The organism is Pseudomonas kermanshahensis (genome assembly GCF_014269205.2).
Taxonomy (GTDB): domain Bacteria; phylum Pseudomonadota; class Gammaproteobacteria; order Pseudomonadales; family Pseudomonadaceae; genus Aquipseudomonas; species Aquipseudomonas kermanshahensis.
Window position 1 is genome coordinate 1,383,803 of record NZ_JABWRY020000001.1, and the last position, 16,912, is coordinate 1,400,714.

Genomic DNA, 16,912 nt, shown 5'->3' on the forward strand with positions numbered 1-16,912 from the left:
GCATTGTGATGTCCCTGTGGGAGCGGGCTTGCCCGCGAAGAGGCCGGTGCAGGCCAGCGTTTAGTCGCGGTACTCGCACAGGTAGGCGGTATCCACTTTCACTTGCAGCTGGAACTTGCTGTCCGCGGCCACATTGAACTTGTCGCCAGCCTTGAAGGTTTCCCAGTTGTCGCTACCCGGCAGCTTGACGGTCAAAGCACCGGAAATCACATGCATGATTTCGCGCTTGGCCGTGCCGAACTCGTATTCGCCCGGTGCCATCACACCCACGGTGGCCGGACCTTCTTCGCCTGCGAATGCGATCGACTTGACGGTGCCGTTGAAGTACTCGTTGACCTGGAACATGGGCGACTCCTGAACAGGGGGATGAAAAAGGGCTGGCCAGTATGCCCAAGGCCTTGCCCGTCGTCATCTGCTTTCAGGTGCCATTGGCCGGCAGGCTCAAGGGCAGTAGCCGCGCGGTATTGCGCGCATCTTCCAGGGCCCGGTGCTGCTGCCCGCAAAAGTGCATGCCGGCCAGTTGCAAGGCGCCATTGAGGCCGGTCGGCCGCTGCAGGTGACGGGCTTTGGCGAAGCGCTGCTTGAGGTTGATGTGCGGCACGTTGCGCAGCAGGCTGTCGAGCCCATGCTGTTGCCATTCCTGCAGCAACTGCTGACGATCGTAGTCGCCCCAGCTGACCCAGGCCTGCAACTGCCCGCGGTGGTGACCCAGCCAGCGTTCGAAGCGCGCCCACACCTCAGGGAAGGGCGCGGCGCTGTCGACGCTGGCCTGGCTGATGTGCGTGAGCTCGCGGCAAAACGGCGTCAGCTGTGGCCGCCGCCGGGGCCGTACGAAACGCTGGAAGTGGTCGACTTCGCGGCCTTCGCGGGTTACCAGGCTTGCACCGATTTCAATGATTTCCATCTCTGTGACCGGCCAACCACCATCGTCGGTGGTGGCTTCCAGGTCGATCACCAACCAATGGCCCATACCAGGCTCCCTTGCAGATCCTGCTAGAGCGTAGCCAATGTCTGGCCTTACGGCACCCCCTGGCAATTTGCCGCCTGCTTTGGCACTAAGGCCGGCGACCAGCAGTTGTGCCCTGCCCGGAAAACGCCTAGCTTAGGCGCAACCAGGTACGAACCGTGATGAGTGTGCGTCTTGACCCCAGCGCCCGGCTTAAAGGCCTTGCCCATTCTGCTGATGCTGGCCGCGCTCTGGCTGGCGATACCGGGCTGGGCTGCCGACGCGATCGAAGTGAAGATCGGCGCCGCGCACTTCCCGCCCTACACCGTGCGCCCCGAGCAGGGGGCCGACACCGGTCTGTTGCCGCAGTTGGTTGCAGCCCTGAACCGTGCGCAGCAGGGCTACCATTTTGTGCTGGTGCCCACCTCCATCCAGCGGCGCTTTGGCGATTTCCAGCAGGGCCGCACCGACATGGCGATCTTCGAGAACCCGCAATGGGGCTGGCAGGGCATTGCTCACCAGACCGTGGACATGGGCCTGGAGGATGCCGAGGTGTTCGTCGCCAGCCAGGCCAATGGCCGTGACCCTCGGTACTTCGATGAGCTACGTGGCAAGCGCCTGGCGCTGTTCAACGGCTATCACTACGCCTTCGCCCGCTTCAATGCCGACCCTGACTACTTGCGTAAAGCCTTCAACGCGACCCTGACCTATTCCCACGACAGCAACCTGCTGATGGTGCAGGCTGGCCGTGCCGACATTGCCCTGGTCACGCGTTCGTACCTAAGCGACTTCCTGCAGCGTAACCCAAACAGCCAGGCGCAACTGGTGGCATCGCAGCGTATCGACCAGGTCTATCACCACTACGCCTTGCTACGCCCGGGCGCGCCCATCGGCGAGCAGTCGTTCGCGGCCCTGATGCGTGCCCTGCGCGACAACGGGGAGCTGACGCGAATCTTCCAGCCCTACCGGATCACGGTGCAGGCGCCGCGCGACTAAATTCCGCTGCAGCGGTAACGTTTTCCACGGTGAGCCTTTTTTCATCTTCGTGAGCCAAGACCATGCCGTTCGATGCCGCTTCGCAGCCACTGTCACCGCCACGCTGGCGCACCCTCAGCGCCGATGAGGGCGACAGCTGGCTGAGCCTGACCCTTGAGGGGCGCCCGCTGATCCAGTTACGGCTGGTGCCGGGTGCGTGCCTGGAAGTTCACCTGCAAAGCCTTTGCCCAGAGCGCCCTTACCAGGCCCTGTGGGCCGCCTGCTATTGGCTGCTATCGCGTGATGTCGCCTGCCAGCGCCTGGCCTGGCACCTGCCCGAGGGCGTGCCACAGGCGCTTGCCAGCGGCCTGTTGCTGCCCGGCGAGCAGCCGGGTGTGTACTTGTGCGAGCGTGCGCTGTTCTGGCAGTTGCCCCAGCCTTGGCTCGGCGACACGGCTGCGAGTGTTTACCCGCAGCAGATGCAGATCAGCAACGGCAAGCGCCATCCGCGCCGGGCGCCCAAGCCCCGCGGCGAAGTGTACCGGCGCTTCGATGCGCGCCTGGGCAGTTGGGTGTCGCTGCGCGCACTGCAAATCGATCAGGACCTGGAGCGCTTCAGCCGCTGGCAGAACAACCCCCGGGTCGACGCGTTCTGGCAGGAAAGCGGCTCTTTACAGCAGCACCGTGAATACCTGGAAAAGCTGGAAGCCGACCCGCATACCCTCACGCTCATCGGCTGCTTCGACGATGAGCCGTTCGCCTACTTCGAGGCGTATTGGGCAAAGGAAGACCGGATTGCGCCGTTCTACTCGGCTGATGATTACGACCGCGGCATTCATATGTTGGTAGGGGAGGAGGCGCACCGTGGGCCGCACAAGGTGGCCAGCTGGTTATCGGCGCTGGTGCACTACCTGTTCCTCGATGACCCGCGCACCCAACGGGTGGTGGCAGAGCCGCGGGCGGACAACGGCAAGATGATCGGCTACATGCATGATCAGTGTTTCCATTGCGACAAAGAATTCGACTTCCCGCACAAGCGCGCGGCGCTGATGATTCTGGGGCGGGAGCGGTTTTTCGATCGGTGCACGCTGGTCTGAGATTGCTGGGGTGCGAAGCGCCCCCAGCCATTTCAGCTATTCAAACCTGACGGTTGGCCGTCTTGCGGCAATGCACCAAGGCATCGCGAATCATGAAGTTGACCAAGGTCGGCGACACGCCCAGTTCCTTGGCGATGTCCTTTTGCGGCACGCCGTGCAAACGGTACATCTCGAACGCATAACGGGTGCGCTGTGGCAACTCGCTCAATGCCTCGGCGATGTCATCGAGGGCGGCGAGGTTGATGTGCGTGGCTTCGGGCGAAGCGTTCTGGATGACCACGTTCAGGCCTTCCTCTTCGCTGCCGGAATACTTCAGCTCCATCGCCTGCTTGCGGTAGTGATCGATGGCCAGGTTGCGCACGATCTGGAACAGGTAGCTGAGCTGCGCCTTGAAGGACGAGGTGATCTGCGGGGCGGCGCTGAGCCGGAAGAATGCATCTTGCACCACGTCTTCCGCGCGTGAGCGGCAGCCGGTGATGCGCGCAGCGATCTTGACCAGAATGCTGCGATTGTCGACGAAGGCCTGGAGTAATGGTGAATCGCACTTACTTGTGGATAGTTGTTCCGCCATGGAAATCACCTTGTCACAGAGGGGAGAGGAGGCACCCAAAGTTGGGAAGCTTCCCGAGACGTGCGACAAGCTATTCAGAATGATAATGATTGTCAAATACGAAACGTAATTAGTATCTGTACGTTTCGGTTCTAAGCAAGGATTGAGACGTGTGGCACATTGCGGGTCTCCCACGCGCCACACCTCTGAAGGCAAACCCCGCTAATTTCTTCCCCCGCCCATCCGTTCCCCTGTGTACATCCGGCCGCCGAGTGCTGCCCGCCGACGTGCGCGGTGCAGCCGGCCCGACTTCACCAGACACTGGCAGGAACACCCCATGACGGACGCCTTCGAACTCCCGCTCTCGCTGGTCCAGGCCCTGGCGCAACGCGCCGCGCAGACCCCGGACAAGATAGCCCTGCGCTTTCTCGCCCACGCTCCTGGCGAGCAGGCCGTGCTCAGCTACCGGGACCTGGACCGCCGCGCGCGTACTATCGCCGCCGCCCTGCAGGCCCGGGCCGGGTTCGGTGACCGTGCGGTGCTGCTGTTCCCCAGTGGCCCGGACTATGTCGCGGCGTTCTTTGGTTGCCTCTACGCCGGCGTCATCGCCGTGCCAGCGTACCCACCAGAATCCACCCGTCACCATCACCAGGAGCGCCTGCTGTCGATCATCGACGACGCCGAACCGCGCCTGCTGCTGACCGTCGCGGCCCTGCACGACAGCTTGCAGGGCCTGGACGCGCTGGCGGCGGACAACGCCCCTGAACTGCTGGCCGTAGATGGCCTAGACCCGGCCCTGGCCGATGCCTGGCAGGCACCAACCCTGGCCAGCGATGACATCGCCTTCCTGCAGTACACCTCGGGCTCCACAGCGCTGCCCAAGGGCGTGCAGGTCAGTCACGGCAACCTGGTGGCCAACGAGCAGTTGATCCGTCACGGTTTCGGCATCGATGTGAACCCCGACGATGTCATCGTCAGCTGGTTGCCGCTGTACCACGACATGGGGCTGATCGGCGGCTTGCTGCAGCCGATCTTCAGCGGCGTGCCGTGCGTGCTGATGTCGCCGGGCTACTTCCTTGCCCGGCCGCTGCGCTGGTTGCAGGCGATCAGCGAATACGGCGGCACCATCAGCGGTGGCCCCGACTTCGCCTACCGTTTGTGCAGCGAACGGGTCAGCGAAGCGTCCTTGGCCGGGCTCGACCTGAGCCGTTGGCGCGTGGCCTATTCCGGCTCCGAACCGATTCGCCAGGACAGCCTGGCAACCTTCGCCGACAAGTTCCAGGCCTGTGGCTTTGACCCGCAGAGCTTCTTTGCCAGCTATGGCCTGGCCGAAGCGACCCTGTTCGTCAGCGGTAGCCGCCGTGGCCAGGGCATCGGTGCCCTGGCGCTGGACGCCGAAGCCTTTGCCGCCAACCGCGCCGAAAACGGCAGCGGCAGCGTGCTGATGAGCTGTGGCTACCCGCAACCCGGGCATGCGGTGCGCATCGTCGAGCCGCAGCGCCTCGAAGCGCTGGGCGACAACCAGGTGGGTGAAATCTGGGCCGGTGGCCCGAGCATCGCCCTGGGCTACTGGCGCAACCCCGAGGCCAGCGCGCGCACGTTCGTCGAACGCGATGGCCAGACCTGGCTGCGCACCGGCGACCTGGGCTTTATGCGCGAGGGTGAAGTCTTTGTCACCGGGCGCTTGAAAGACATGCTCATCGTCCGCGGCCAAAACCTTTACCCGCAAGATCTGGAAAAAACCCTGGAGCGCGAAGTCGACGTGCTGCGCAAAGGCCGCGTGGCGGTATTTGCCGTGGACCACCAGGGCGAGGAGGGCATCGGCGTGGCGGTGGAGATCAGCCGCAACGTGCAAAAAGCCCTCGAGCCCCAGGCATTGATCAAAACCCTGCGCCAGGTGATTGCCGACGCCTGCCGCCAGGCGCCGGCCGTGGTCCTGTTGCTCAACCCGGGCGCGCTGCCCAAGACTTCCAGCGGCAAGCTGCAACGCTCGGCCTGCCGCCAGCGCATGGACGATGGCAGCCTCGACTGTTACGCGCGCTTCCCGCAGGCCGGTGAGCAACCCGCAAGCGGCGCGGTGGCAGATGATCTGCAGGCCCGAATCGCCGCCGTGTGGCGCGATGTGCTCAAGGTCGAAGCCGTGGCGGCGGACGACCACTTCCTGCTGCTGGGCGGCAACTCCATTGCAGCCACCCAGGCCACCGCGCGCCTGGCGGATGAGCTGGGCATCAACCTGAGCCTACGTACCTTGTTCGAAGCACCGCTGTTGGGCGAGTACAGCGCTGCGGTGGCCGCGGTCCTCGCTGAGGGTGGCGCCCAAGCCCAGGCCATCACCACCCTGGCGCGCGACCAGTCGCTGCCGCAATCGCTGGCACAGAACCGCCTGTGGCTGCTGTGGCAACTGGAGCCACAATCGGCGGCCTACAACATTCCGGCCGGCCTGCGCCTGCGCGGTGAGCTGGACGTCGCCGCACTGGAGGCTGCGTTCCAGGCCCTGGTGGCGCGCCATGAATCGCTGCGCACGGTGTTCAGCGAAGTGGATGGCCAAGCCTTGCAGCGAATTCAGGCTCAGCAGCCGTTCGGCCTGCGTCGTCTGGACCTCGAAGGCCAGGCCCCCGAGCAAGTTGCCGCGCGCCGCGAGGCAGAGGCCCAGCAGCCGTTCGACTTGTGCCAAGGCCCACTGCTGCGCGTGACCCTGGCGCGCCTGGACGATGAAGACCACCAGCTGTGGGTGACGTTGCACCACATCGTCGCCGATGGCTGGTCGCTGAACATTTTGCTCGACGAGTTCGCCAAACTGTACGCCGCGCACTGCCAGGGCCAAACGGCCACGCTGGCGCCGCTGCCCCTGGGTTACGCCGACTACGGCACCTGGCAACGGCAATGGCTGGCCGACGGCGAGGCCGAACGCCAGTTGCAGTACTGGAAAGCCAAGCTGGGTGATGAACTGCCGGTGCTCGACCTGTGCACCGACCAACCGCGTGCCAGCCAGCGTGACAAACGCGCGGCGCGCTACACCCTGAAGGTGCCGGCGAAGCTGACCGAAGCGCTCAACGCCCTGGCCCGCGAGCAGCAGGCGAGCCTGTTCATGGTGCTGCTGGCCGGCTGGCAAGCGCTGCTGCACCGCTACAGCGGCCAGGCAGACCTGCGCATCGGCGTGCCCAATGCCAACCGCCCGCGCCTGGAAACCCAGGGCCTGGTCGGCTTCTTCATCAACAGCCAGGTGCTGCGTGCTCAGTTGCATGGCCGCATGCCCTTCGAGCATCTGTTGGCCCAGGCCCGCGAAGCCACCCTTGAAGCCCAGGCCCACCAGGACCTGCCGTTCGAACAGTTGCTCGAAGCCCTGCCCGAGGCGCGCGAGCAGGGCCTGTTCCAGGTCATGTTCAACCACCAGCAACGTGACCTTTCGGCGCTGCGCCGCTTGCCAGGTTTGCTTGCCGAAGAGTTGCCGTGGCACAGCCGAGAAGCCAAGTTCGACCTGCAGCTGCACAGTGAAGAGGACCATCAAGGCCGCCTGACCTTGGCCTTCGACTATGCCGCCGAACTGTTCGAGGCCAGCACGGTAAAACGCCTGGCCGCCCACCTGTTGGCGTTGCTGGAGCAGGTTTGCGCCCGGCCGCAGCTGGCGCTGGGCGAGGTGCAGTTGCTCGATGAACAGCACCGCGCACAGCTGCTCGGCTGGGGCCAGGCACCGGCGGCGGCGCCCCAGCGCCTGCTGGTCGACCAGCTCAACGAGCAGGCCCGGCTGACCCCGCAGCGAACCGCGCTGGCCTGGCAGGGCGGCAGCCTGGACTATGCCGAGTTGCACCAGCAGGCCAACCGCCTGGCCCATTACCTGCGTGACAAAGGCGTTGGCCCCGATACCTGCGTGGCCATCGCCGTCGAGCGTTCGCCGCAGCTGCTGGTTGGCCTGCTGGCCATCCTCAAGGCCGGCGGCGCCTACGTGCCGCTGGACGTGGACTACCCGGCCGAGCGCCTGGCCTACATGCTCGGCGACTGCAATGCCAGCCTGCTGCTGAGCCACAGCGGCCTGCTGGGCAAGCTGCCGCAGGTCGAAGGCGTCAGCGCCATCGCCCTCGACCAGTTGCACCTGGACAGCTGGCCTAGCCATGCTCCCGGCCTGCACCTGCACGGCGACAACCTGGCCTATGTGATCTACACCTCGGGCTCCACTGGCCAGCCCAAGGGCGTGGGCAACACCCATGCGGCCCTGGCCGAACGCCTGCAGTGGATGCAGGCCACCTATGCGCTGAACGACAGCGACGTGCTGATGCAAAAAGCGCCCATCAGTTTCGACGTCTCGGTGTGGGAGTGCTTCTGGCCGCTGGTCACCGGCTGCAAGTTGGTACTGGCAGGCCCTGGCGAGCATCGTGACCCGCAGCGCATCGCTGCGCTGGTGCAAGCGCATGGCGTGACCACGCTGCACTTCGTACCGCCGCTGTTGCAGGTGTTCGTGCAAGAGCCACAGGCCGCCGCCTGCACCAGCCTGCGCCGGTTGTTTTCCGGCGGCGAAGCGTTGTCGGCCAACCTGCGTGACCGTGTGCTGCAACTGCTGCCCCAGGTGCAACTGCACAACCGTTATGGCCCGACCGAAACCGCGATCAACGTCACCCACTGGCACTGCCAGGCCGAAGACGGCGAGCGCTCGCCGATCGGCCGCCCGTTGGGCAACGTGCTGTGCCGCGTGCTCGACGATGAACTGGAACTGACCGCCCCCGGTGTGCCGGGTGAGCTGTACCTGGGCGGCGCGGGGCTTGCCCGAGGTTACCTGGGGCGTCCGGGCCTGACGGCCGAGCGTTTCGTGCCCCAGGCCGACGGCGACGGCCAGCGCCTGTACCGCAGTGGCGACCGTGCCCGCTGGCAAGTCCAGCTGGAAGCGCTGGAATACCTGGGGCGCCTCGACCAGCAGGTGAAGGTGCGCGGCTTCCGCGTCGAACCCGAAGAAGTCCAGGCCTGCCTGTTGGCGCAAGCGGGTGTCGACCAGGCACTGGTGCTGATCCACAAGGACGCTGTGGGCGCGCAATTGGTCGGCTACTACAGCGGTGCGGCCGAGCCGGCTGCACTGCTGGCCGCCTTGGCCGAGCAACTGCCGGCGTACATGGTGCCGGCGCAGCTGATCCCGCTGGCACACTTGCCATTGGGCCCAAGCGGCAAAGTCGATCGCAAGGCGTTGCCCGCCCCGGTGTGGCAACAACGCGAGCATGTCGAGCCGCAAAGTGCCGTGCAGCAGCAGGTCGCGGCGATCTGGCGTGAAGTGCTCAACCTGCCGCGTGTGGGCCTGCAGGACGACTTCTTTGCCCTGGGTGGCCACTCGCTACTTGCCACCCAGATCGTCTCGCGGGCCCGTCAGGCGTGCGATGTCGAGCTGCCGCTGAAAGTGCTGTTCGACGCCAGCGAGCTGGGCGCGTTCTGTGCCGAGATCACGCGCCTGCGGGAGGCCGGCGCGCATAACCTGCAAGGCGAAATCCCCCGCGTCGACCGCCGCCAGGCCGTGCCGTTGTCGTACTCGCAACAGCGCATGTGGTTCCTCTGGCAGATGGAGCCTGACAGCCCCGCCTACAACGTCGGCGGCATGGCCCGCTTGCGTGGCACGCTGCACGTGGACGCATTCGAGCGGGCGCTGCAGGCGCTGATCGTGCGTCACGAAACCCTGCGCACCACGTTCCCCAGCATCGACGGCGTGGCGTACCAGTGCGTGGCCGAAGACAGCGGCGTGCACCTCGACTGGCAAGACTTCAGCACCTTGCCCGCCGAGGCCCGCCAGCAACGCCTGCAACAGCTCGCCGACGACCAGGCGCACCAGCCGTTCGACCTCGAGCGTGGCCCGCTGCTGCGCGCCTGCCTGGTCAAGGCCGAGGAACGTGAGCATTACTTCGTCCTGACCTTGCACCACATCGTCACGGAAGGCTGGGCCATGGACATCTTCGCCCGCGAGCTGGGCGAGCTGTACGAAGCCTTTGTCGATGATCGCGAGTCGCCACTGACGCCGCTGCCGGTGCAATACCTGGACTACAGCGTGTGGCAGCGGCACTGGCTGGAAAGCGGCGAAGGCGCGCGGCAGCTGGCCTACTGGAAAGCCCGCCTGGGCGATGAGCACCCGGTCTTGGCATTGCCGTCCGATCGCCCGCGCCCAGCGGTGCAGAGCCACCGTGGCGAGTTGCACCGGTTCGAGCTCGACCCGGCGTTGGTGGCGCGCGTGCATGCGTTCAACAGCCAGCGCGGGCTGACCCTGTTCATGACCATGACGGCAACCCTGGCGGCCTTGCTGCACCGCTACAGCGGCCAGCGTGACCTGCGCATCGGCGCACCGGTGGCCAACCGCATCCGCCCGGAAAGCGAGGGGCTGATCGGCGCCTTCCTCAACACCCAGGTACTGCGCTGCGAACTGGACGGCCAGATGACCGCCGCCGAGCTGCTGGAGCAGATGCGCCAGGCCGCCATCGAAGGCCAGTCGCACCAGGACCTGCCATTCGACCAGTTGGTCGAAGCCCTGCAGCCACCGCGCAGCAGCGCCTATAACCCGCTGTTCCAAGTGATGTGCAACGTCCAGCGCTGGGCGTTCCAGCAAAGCCGTGAGCTGGTGGGCATGCAGGTCGACTACCTGGTCAACGACGCCAGCGCCACCAAGTTCGACCTGTACCTCGAAGTCACTGACCTCGATGGCCGCCTGGGCTGCTGCCTGACCTACAGCCGCGACCTGTTCGACGCGCCGCGCATTGCGCGCATGGCCGAGCACTGGCAGCAGTTGCTGATCGGCCTGCTGGACGACCCACAACAGCGCCTGTGCGAGCTGCCGATGCTGAGCCCGGGCGAGCAGCAAGTGCTGGTTGGGCAATTACAAGGCGAGCAGGATTTTGCCCTCGACCAGACCGTGCACGGCCTGTTTGCCGCCCAAGCTTCGCGCACACCCCAGGCCCCTGCGCTGACCTTCGCGGGCCAGCACCTGAGCTACGCCGAACTGGACCAGCAGGCCAACCGCCTGGCCCGCGCCCTGCGCGAGCGCGGTGTCGGCCCGCAGGTACGCGTCGGCCTGGCCCTGGAGCGTTCGCTGGAAATGGTCGTCGGCCTGCTGGCCATCCTCAAGGCGGGCGGTGCCTATGTGCCGCTCGACCCCGAGTACCCCCTCGACCGCTTGCGCTACATGATCGAAGACAGCCGCATCGGCCTGCTGCTCAGCCAGCGCGCGCTGCTGGAAACCCTTGGCGAACTGCCAGACGGCGTGGCCCGCTGGAGCCTGGAAGACGATACTGCAGGTTTGTCCGCCTTCAGCGATGCCCCGCTGGATAACCTGAACCTGCCGCAGCACCAGGCTTACCTGATCTACACCTCCGGCTCCACCGGCAAGCCCAAGGGCGTGGTGGTCAGCCATGGTGAAATCGCCATGCATTGCCAGGCCGTGATCGAGGCCTTCGGCATGCGCAGCGACGACTGCGAACTGCACTTCTACTCGATCAACTTCGATGCGGCCAGCGAACGCCTGCTGACCCCGCTGCTGTGTGGTGCCCGCGTGGTGATCCGTGCCCAAGGCCAGTGGGGCGCTGAAGAGATCTGCCAACTGGTGCGCGAGCAACAGGTGAGCATTCTTGGCTTCACCCCAAGCTATGGCAGCCAGTTGGCCCAGTACCTGGCCGGGCAGGGCGAGCAGTTGCCGGTGCGCCTGGTGATCACCGGCGGCGAGGCGCTGACCGGCGAGCACCTGCAGCGCATTCGCCAGGCGTTCACGCCGCAACAGTTCTTCAACGCCTACGGCCCGACCGAAACCGTGGTCATGCCGCTGGCCTGCCTGGCGCCACCCACGCTGCCGGCCGACCTGGGCAGTGTGCCGATCGGCCATGTGATTGGCGCCCGCACTGCGTACATCCTCGATGAGGACCTGGCCTTGCTGCCACAAGGCGGCATCGGCGAGCTGTACATCGGCGGTGCCGGCCTGGCCCAGGGGTATCACGACCGCCCGGGGCTGAGTGCCGAGCGCTTCGTTGCCGACCCCTTCAGCACACAGGGCGGGCGCCTGTACCGCACCGGCGACCTGGTGCGCCTGGGCGCCGATGGTTTGGTCGAGTACGTTGGCCGTGCTGACCAGCAGGTGAAAATTCGCGGCTTCCGTATCGAATTGGGCGAAATCGAAAGCCGCCTGCAGGCGCATGCCGATGTCGACGAGGCGGTGGTCCTGGCCCTCGACCTGCCGGGCGGCAAACAACTGGTGGGTTACCTGGTGTGCAAGCAGGCCGGTGCCAACAGCGAGGCCCAGGCCGCGCTGCGCGACGCGGTCAAGGCCGATGCCCGCCAGCAACTGCCTGACTACATGGTGCCCGCGCACCTGGTGCTGCTCGACAGCCTGCCGCTGATGGGCAACGGCAAGCTCGACCGCAAGGCGCTGCCGCTGCCGGACCTGGAGCAGGCGCACCAGCATTACCAGGCCCCAGGCAACGAAGTGGAAGCGCAGCTGGCGCAGATCTGGCGCGACGTGCTCAACGTGGCCCGCGTTGGCGTGCAGGACAACTTCTTCGAACTCGGTGGTGACTCGATCCTCTCGATTCAGGTGGTCAGCCGGGCCCGTCAGTTGGGCCTGCAGTTCACCCCGCGTGACCTGTTCCAGCACCAGACTATCCAGACCCTGGCCACGGTGGTCAGCCTGAGCGCCGCGCCAAGCGGTATCGAGCAGGGCCTGCGCGAGGGGCAAACCGGGCTGACGCCAATCCAGCACTGGTTCTTCGACAGCGAAGTGGCCCAGCCACAGCACTGGAACCAGGCCGTACTGTTGGCAGCGCGCCAGCCTCTGGACAGCGCGGCACTGGAGCAGGCCCTGGCTGCACTGGTGCAGCACCACGACAGCCTGCGCCTGCGTTTCTGCCAGGCCAATGGCCGCTGGCAGGCCGAGTATGCCCAGCCTGCGCCTCAGCAACTGCTGTGGGCGGCCACGGTTGCCGACTTCGATGATTGCCAGGCGCTGTACACCGACCTGCAGCGCAGCCTCGACTTGGAGCAAGGCCCGCTGCTGCGCGCCTTGCTGGTAACAGACGGGCAGGGCAGCCAACGCCTGCTGCTGGCGATTCACCACCTGGTGGTTGATGGCGTGTCCTGGCGCGTGCTGCTCGAAGACTTGCAGGCGCTGTACCGTGGCCAGCCGTTGGCGGCCAAGACCCACACCCTGGGCGACTGGGCCGCACGCCTGGCCAGCTACGCCGGCAGCGACTCGCTGCGCGACGAGCTGGACTGGTGGCACGCCCAGCTCGGCACTGTACGCCACGAACTGCCGTGTGATCACCCGCAGGGTGGCAACCTGCACCGCCACGCCCGCACCCTGGCCATCGGCCTTGATGCCGAGCAGACCCGCCAGTTGCTGCAACAGGCACCCGCGGCTTACCACACCCAGGTCAACGACCTGCTGCTGACAGCCCTGGCACGCGCCCTGTGCCGGTGGAGCGGTGACAGCGAAGTGCTGGTACAGCTCGAAGGCCACGGCCGCGACGGGTTGTTCGAAGACATGGACCTGACCCGCAGCGTCGGCTGGTTCACCAACGCCTACCCGCTGAGCCTTTGCCCGGTGCTGGGTGATGACGATGCTGCGCGCGCCCGCTCGATCAAACGGGTCAAGGAGCAACTGCGTCAGGTGCCGCACAAAGGGCAGGGCTATGGCGTGCTGCGCTACCTGGCCGACGCGGCCGGGCGCGAGCGCATGGCCGCACTGCCGCAGGCCCGCATCACCTTCAACTACCTGGGGCAGTTCGACCAGCAGTTTGACGCCGATGCGCTGTTCCAGCCGCTGGACGCACCGGCGGGCCTGGCCCATGACCTGGAGGCGCCGCTGCCCAACTGGCTGAGTGTCGACGGCCAGGTCTATGCCGGTGCCCTGCAATTGCGCTGGACCTACAGCACCGAGCGCTACGACGAGCAGACCATCGCCACCCTGGCCGAAGGCTACCGCCAAGAGTTGCTGGCGCTGGTCGGCCACTGCCTGGCCGACGGCAACGGCAGCTTCACGCCGTCCGACTTCCCCTTGGCGCACCTGACCCAGGAGCAGATCGACAACTTGCCGGTCGCTGCCGTCGAGATCGACGATGTCTACCCGCTGACGCCGATGCAGGAAGGCATGCTGCTGCACACCCTGCTGGAGCCGGGCACCGGCATCTACTACATGCAGGACCGCTACCGCATCAACAGCGCGCTAGACGCCGAACGCTTCGCCCAAGCTTGGCAGGCGGTGGTGGCGCGCCATGAGGCCCTGCGGGCGTCGTTCAGTTGGAACACCGGCGAGGCGATGCTGCAGATCATCCACAAGCCCGGCAAGACGGCAGTGGATTATCAAGACTGGCGCGGCCTCGACGACGGTGCCCAGGAAGCCCGCCTGCAAGCCCTGCACAAACAGGAGCGTGAGGCCGGTTTCGACCTGCTGCGTGAAGCGCCGTTCCACCTGCGCCTGGTGCGCGTCGCCGATGAACGCTACTGGTTCATGATGAGCAACCACCACATCCTGATCGATGCCTGGTGCCGCTCGTTGCTGATGAACGACTTCTTTGAGGTCTACCAGGCCCTTGGCGAAGGCCGCCCGGCCCAGTTGCCGGTGCCGCCACGCTACCGTGACTACATCGGCTGGCTGCAACGCCAGGACCTGAACGAAGCGCGCCAGTGGTGGCAGGCCAACCTGGCCGGGTTCGAGCGGGCCACGGCGATCCCCAGCGACCGCCCGTTGCGCCACGACCACGCCGGTGACGGCATGATCGTCGGCGACTGCTACACCCGCCTGGACGTCACTGACGGTGTTCGCTTGCGCGAACTGGCCCAGGCCCATCAGCTGACCATCAACACCTTCGCCCAGGCGGCCTGGGCCCTGGTGCTGGCGCGCTACAGCGGCGAGCGCGACGTGGCCTTTGGCGTCACCGTGGCCGGGCGCCCGGTGAGCATGCCGCAGATGCAGCGCACCGTTGGCCTGTTCATCAACAGCATCGCCTTGCGCGTGCAACTGCCCGCTGCCGGCGAGCGCTGCAGCGTACGCCAGTGGCTGCAAGGCGTGCTCGAACACAATATGGAAGTGCGCGAGTACGAGTACCTGCCGCTGGTGGCGATCCAGGAATGCAGCGAACTGCCCAAGGGCCAGCCGCTGTTCAACAGCCTGTTCGTGTTCGAGAACGCGCCGGTGGAAACCGCAGTGCTGGACCACGCCCAGCACCTCAACGCCAGCTCCGACTCGGGCCGCACCCACACCAACTTCCCGTTGACGGCGGTGTGCTACCCGGGGGATGACCTGGGCCTGCACCTGTCGTTCGACCAACGTTACTTCGACACTTCGACCGTCGAACGCCTGCTGGCCGAGTTCAAGCGCCTGCTGTTGGCGCTGGTGCAGGGCTTCGAGGGCGAGGTAAGCGATTTGCCGCTGCTGGGTGCCGAAGAGCAACGCTTCCTGATTGAAGACTGCAACCGCACCGAGCACGCCTATGCGCTGGAACAGAGCTATGTCGAGCAGTTCGAGGCGCAGGTCGCCGCGCACCCAGAACGCACGGTGGCGCGTTGCCTGGACGCCTCCTTTGACTACGCGGGCCTGAACCTTGCGGCCAACCGCCTGGGCCATGCCCTGATTGGCGCAGGCGTAACCGTCGATCAGCCGGTTGCGCTGTTGGCCGAGCGCGGTTTGCCATTGCTGGGGATGATCGTCGGCAGCTTCAAGGCCGGTGCCGGCTACCTGCCGCTGGACCCCGGCCTGCCCGCCGCGCGCCTGCAGCGCATCGTCGCGCTCAGCCGCACACCGGTGCTGGTATGCAGCGCGGCCTGTGCCGAGCAGGGGCGGCAGTTGCTGGACGCACTGGAGGGTGTGGCGCGGCCGCAATTGTTGGTGTGGGAAGACATCCAGGCCAGCAACATCGCCAGCCACAACCCGGGTATTTATAGTGGGCCCGACAACCTCGCGTATGTCATCTACACCTCGGGCTCCACCGGTTTGCCCAAAGGGGTGATGGTCGAGCAGCGCGGCATGCTCAACAACCAGCTCAGCAAGGTGCCTTACCTGGCCTTGAACGAGCAGGACGTGATTGCCCAGACCGCTTCGCAGAGCTTCGATATCTCGGTCTGGCAGTTCCTGGCCGCGCCGTTGTTCGGCGCCAGGCTGGAGATCGTGCCCAATGCCATCGCCCATGATCCGCAAGGCCTGCTGGCGCATGTGCAGGCTACCGGCATCACCGTGCTGGAAAGCGTGCCGTCGCTGATCCAGGGCATGCTGGCCAACGATCACCAGGCCCTCAGCGGCCTGCGCTGGATGCTGCCGACCGGCGAGGCGATGCCGCCAGAGCTGGCCGCGCAATGGCTGCAGCGTTACCCAGGCATTGGCCTGGTCAATGCCTACGGCCCGGCGGAGTGCTCGGACGACGTGGCGTTCTTCCGTGTCGATGTCGAGTCCACCCGCGGCAGTTACCTGCCGATTGGCACCCCGACCGACAACAACCGCCTATACCTGTTCGGCGAGGACCAGGTCCTGGTGCCGTTGGGCGCGGTTGGTGAGCTGTGTGTTGCCGGTACCGGCGTGGGCCGTGGCTATGTCGGCGACCCCGTGCGTACCGCCCTGGCCTTCATCCCGCACCCCCATGGCGCGCCGGGTGAACGCCTGTACCGCACCGGCGACCTGGCGCGCCAGCGCCCGGACGGAGTACTGGAGTATGTGGGCCGCATCGATCACCAGGTGAAGATTCGCGGGTATCGCATCGAACTGGGTGAGATCGAAGCGCGCCTGCACGAACAGGTCGAAATCCGCGATGCTGCGGTGGGCGTGCAGGAGGGCGTCAACGGCAAGCACCTGGTCGGCTACCTGGTGGCCCATCAGGGCGTAACCCCTGATGCGGCGTTGCTCGAACAAATCAAGCAGCGCCTGCGCGCGGCATTGCCCGAGTACATGGTGCCGCTGCACTGGGGTTGGTTCGACAGCCTGCCGCACAACGCCAACGGCAAGCTCGACCGCAAGGCACTGCCGGCCATCGACATCGGCAGCCAGCACAGCCAGGCCTACCTGGCGCCGCGCAACGAGCTGGAAACGGTGTTGGCCGGTATCTGGGCCGATGTGCTCAAGACCGAACGGGTGGGGGTACACGACAACTTCTTTGAGTTGGGCGGGCATTCGCTGCTGGCCACGCAGATCGCTTCGCGGGTGCAGAAGCAGTTGCAGTTGGATGTGCCGCTGCGGGCGATGTTCGAGTGCAGCACGGTGGAGGAACTGGCGGTGTATGTGGAGGGGTTGCAGGGGCGTGTGCTGGATGACGACAAGGTTGACCGGCTGAGTGACCTGATGGCGGAGCTTGAGGGGCTGTAGGGCGAAGGGGCTTCTCGGGGCTTTAGGGTATGCCGAGAGTTTTGCGGGGCGGC

The 16,912-nt window shown here is 65.9% G+C and carries 6 protein-coding genes; 3 read left to right on the forward strand and 3 right to left on the reverse strand.

Annotated elements, in window-relative coordinates:
• Positions 1 to 60 precede the first annotated feature (60 nt).
• Both ppnP and HU764_RS06465 read right to left on the reverse strand, forming a co-directional pair.
• Positions 61 to 345 carry a pyrimidine/purine nucleoside phosphorylase gene (gene ppnP, locus HU764_RS06460; RefSeq protein WP_099454863.1) on the reverse strand — a complete coding sequence of 95 codons (285 nt, stop codon included), beginning with the start codon at positions 343 to 345 and terminating at the stop codon, positions 61 to 63.
• Between the two features lie 73 nt (positions 346 to 418).
• On the reverse strand, positions 419 to 970 hold the full coding sequence (locus HU764_RS06465; RefSeq protein ID WP_027592917.1) for a 3'-5' exonuclease: 552 nt from the start codon (positions 968 to 970) through the stop codon (positions 419 to 421).
• Between the two features lie 171 nt (positions 971 to 1,141).
• Between HU764_RS06465 and HU764_RS06470 the strand changes: the two genes are divergently transcribed.
• Both HU764_RS06470 and HU764_RS06475 read left to right on the forward strand, forming a co-directional pair.
• Entirely contained in the window at positions 1,142 to 1,942 is an 801-nt protein-coding gene (locus tag HU764_RS06470) for a substrate-binding periplasmic protein (protein WP_186703939.1), read from the forward strand.
• Between the two features lie 62 nt (positions 1,943 to 2,004).
• Positions 2,005 to 3,018, forward strand: coding sequence for a GNAT family N-acetyltransferase (locus HU764_RS06475; RefSeq protein ID WP_186703938.1), 1,014 nt, complete (start codon positions 2,005 to 2,007; stop codon positions 3,016 to 3,018).
• A gap of 40 nt (positions 3,019 to 3,058) precedes the next feature.
• Here the strand turns inward: HU764_RS06475 and HU764_RS06480 are convergent, their stop codons facing one another.
• Positions 3,059 to 3,589 carry an RNA polymerase factor sigma-70 gene (locus HU764_RS06480; protein ID WP_027592914.1) on the reverse strand — a complete coding sequence of 177 codons (531 nt, stop codon included), beginning with the start codon at positions 3,587 to 3,589 and terminating at the stop codon, positions 3,059 to 3,061.
• Positions 3,590 to 3,905: 316 nt separating this feature from the next.
• Between HU764_RS06480 and HU764_RS06485 the strand changes: the two genes are divergently transcribed.
• Positions 3,906 to 16,859 carry a non-ribosomal peptide synthetase gene (locus HU764_RS06485; RefSeq protein WP_186703937.1) on the forward strand — a complete coding sequence of 4,318 codons (12,954 nt, stop codon included), beginning with the start codon at positions 3,906 to 3,908 and terminating at the stop codon, positions 16,857 to 16,859.
• The last annotated feature ends 53 nt before the right edge of the window (positions 16,860 to 16,912 follow it).

Excerpts from the sequence above, each read along its gene's own strand:
- ppnP (WP_099454863.1), bottom strand. The coding sequence starts at position 345 with ATGTTCCAGGTCAACGAGTACTTCAACGGCACCGTCAAGTCGATCGCA.
- HU764_RS06465 (WP_027592917.1), bottom strand. The coding sequence starts at position 970 with ATGGGCCATTGGTTGGTGATCGACCTGGAAGCCACCACCGACGATGGT.
- HU764_RS06475 (WP_186703938.1), top strand. The coding sequence starts at position 2,005 with ATGCCGTTCGATGCCGCTTCGCAGCCACTGTCACCGCCACGCTGGCGC.
- HU764_RS06480 (WP_027592914.1), bottom strand. The coding sequence starts at position 3,589 with ATGGCGGAACAACTATCCACAAGTAAGTGCGATTCACCATTACTCCAG.
- HU764_RS06485 (WP_186703937.1), top strand. The coding sequence starts at position 3,906 with ATGACGGACGCCTTCGAACTCCCGCTCTCGCTGGTCCAGGCCCTGGCG.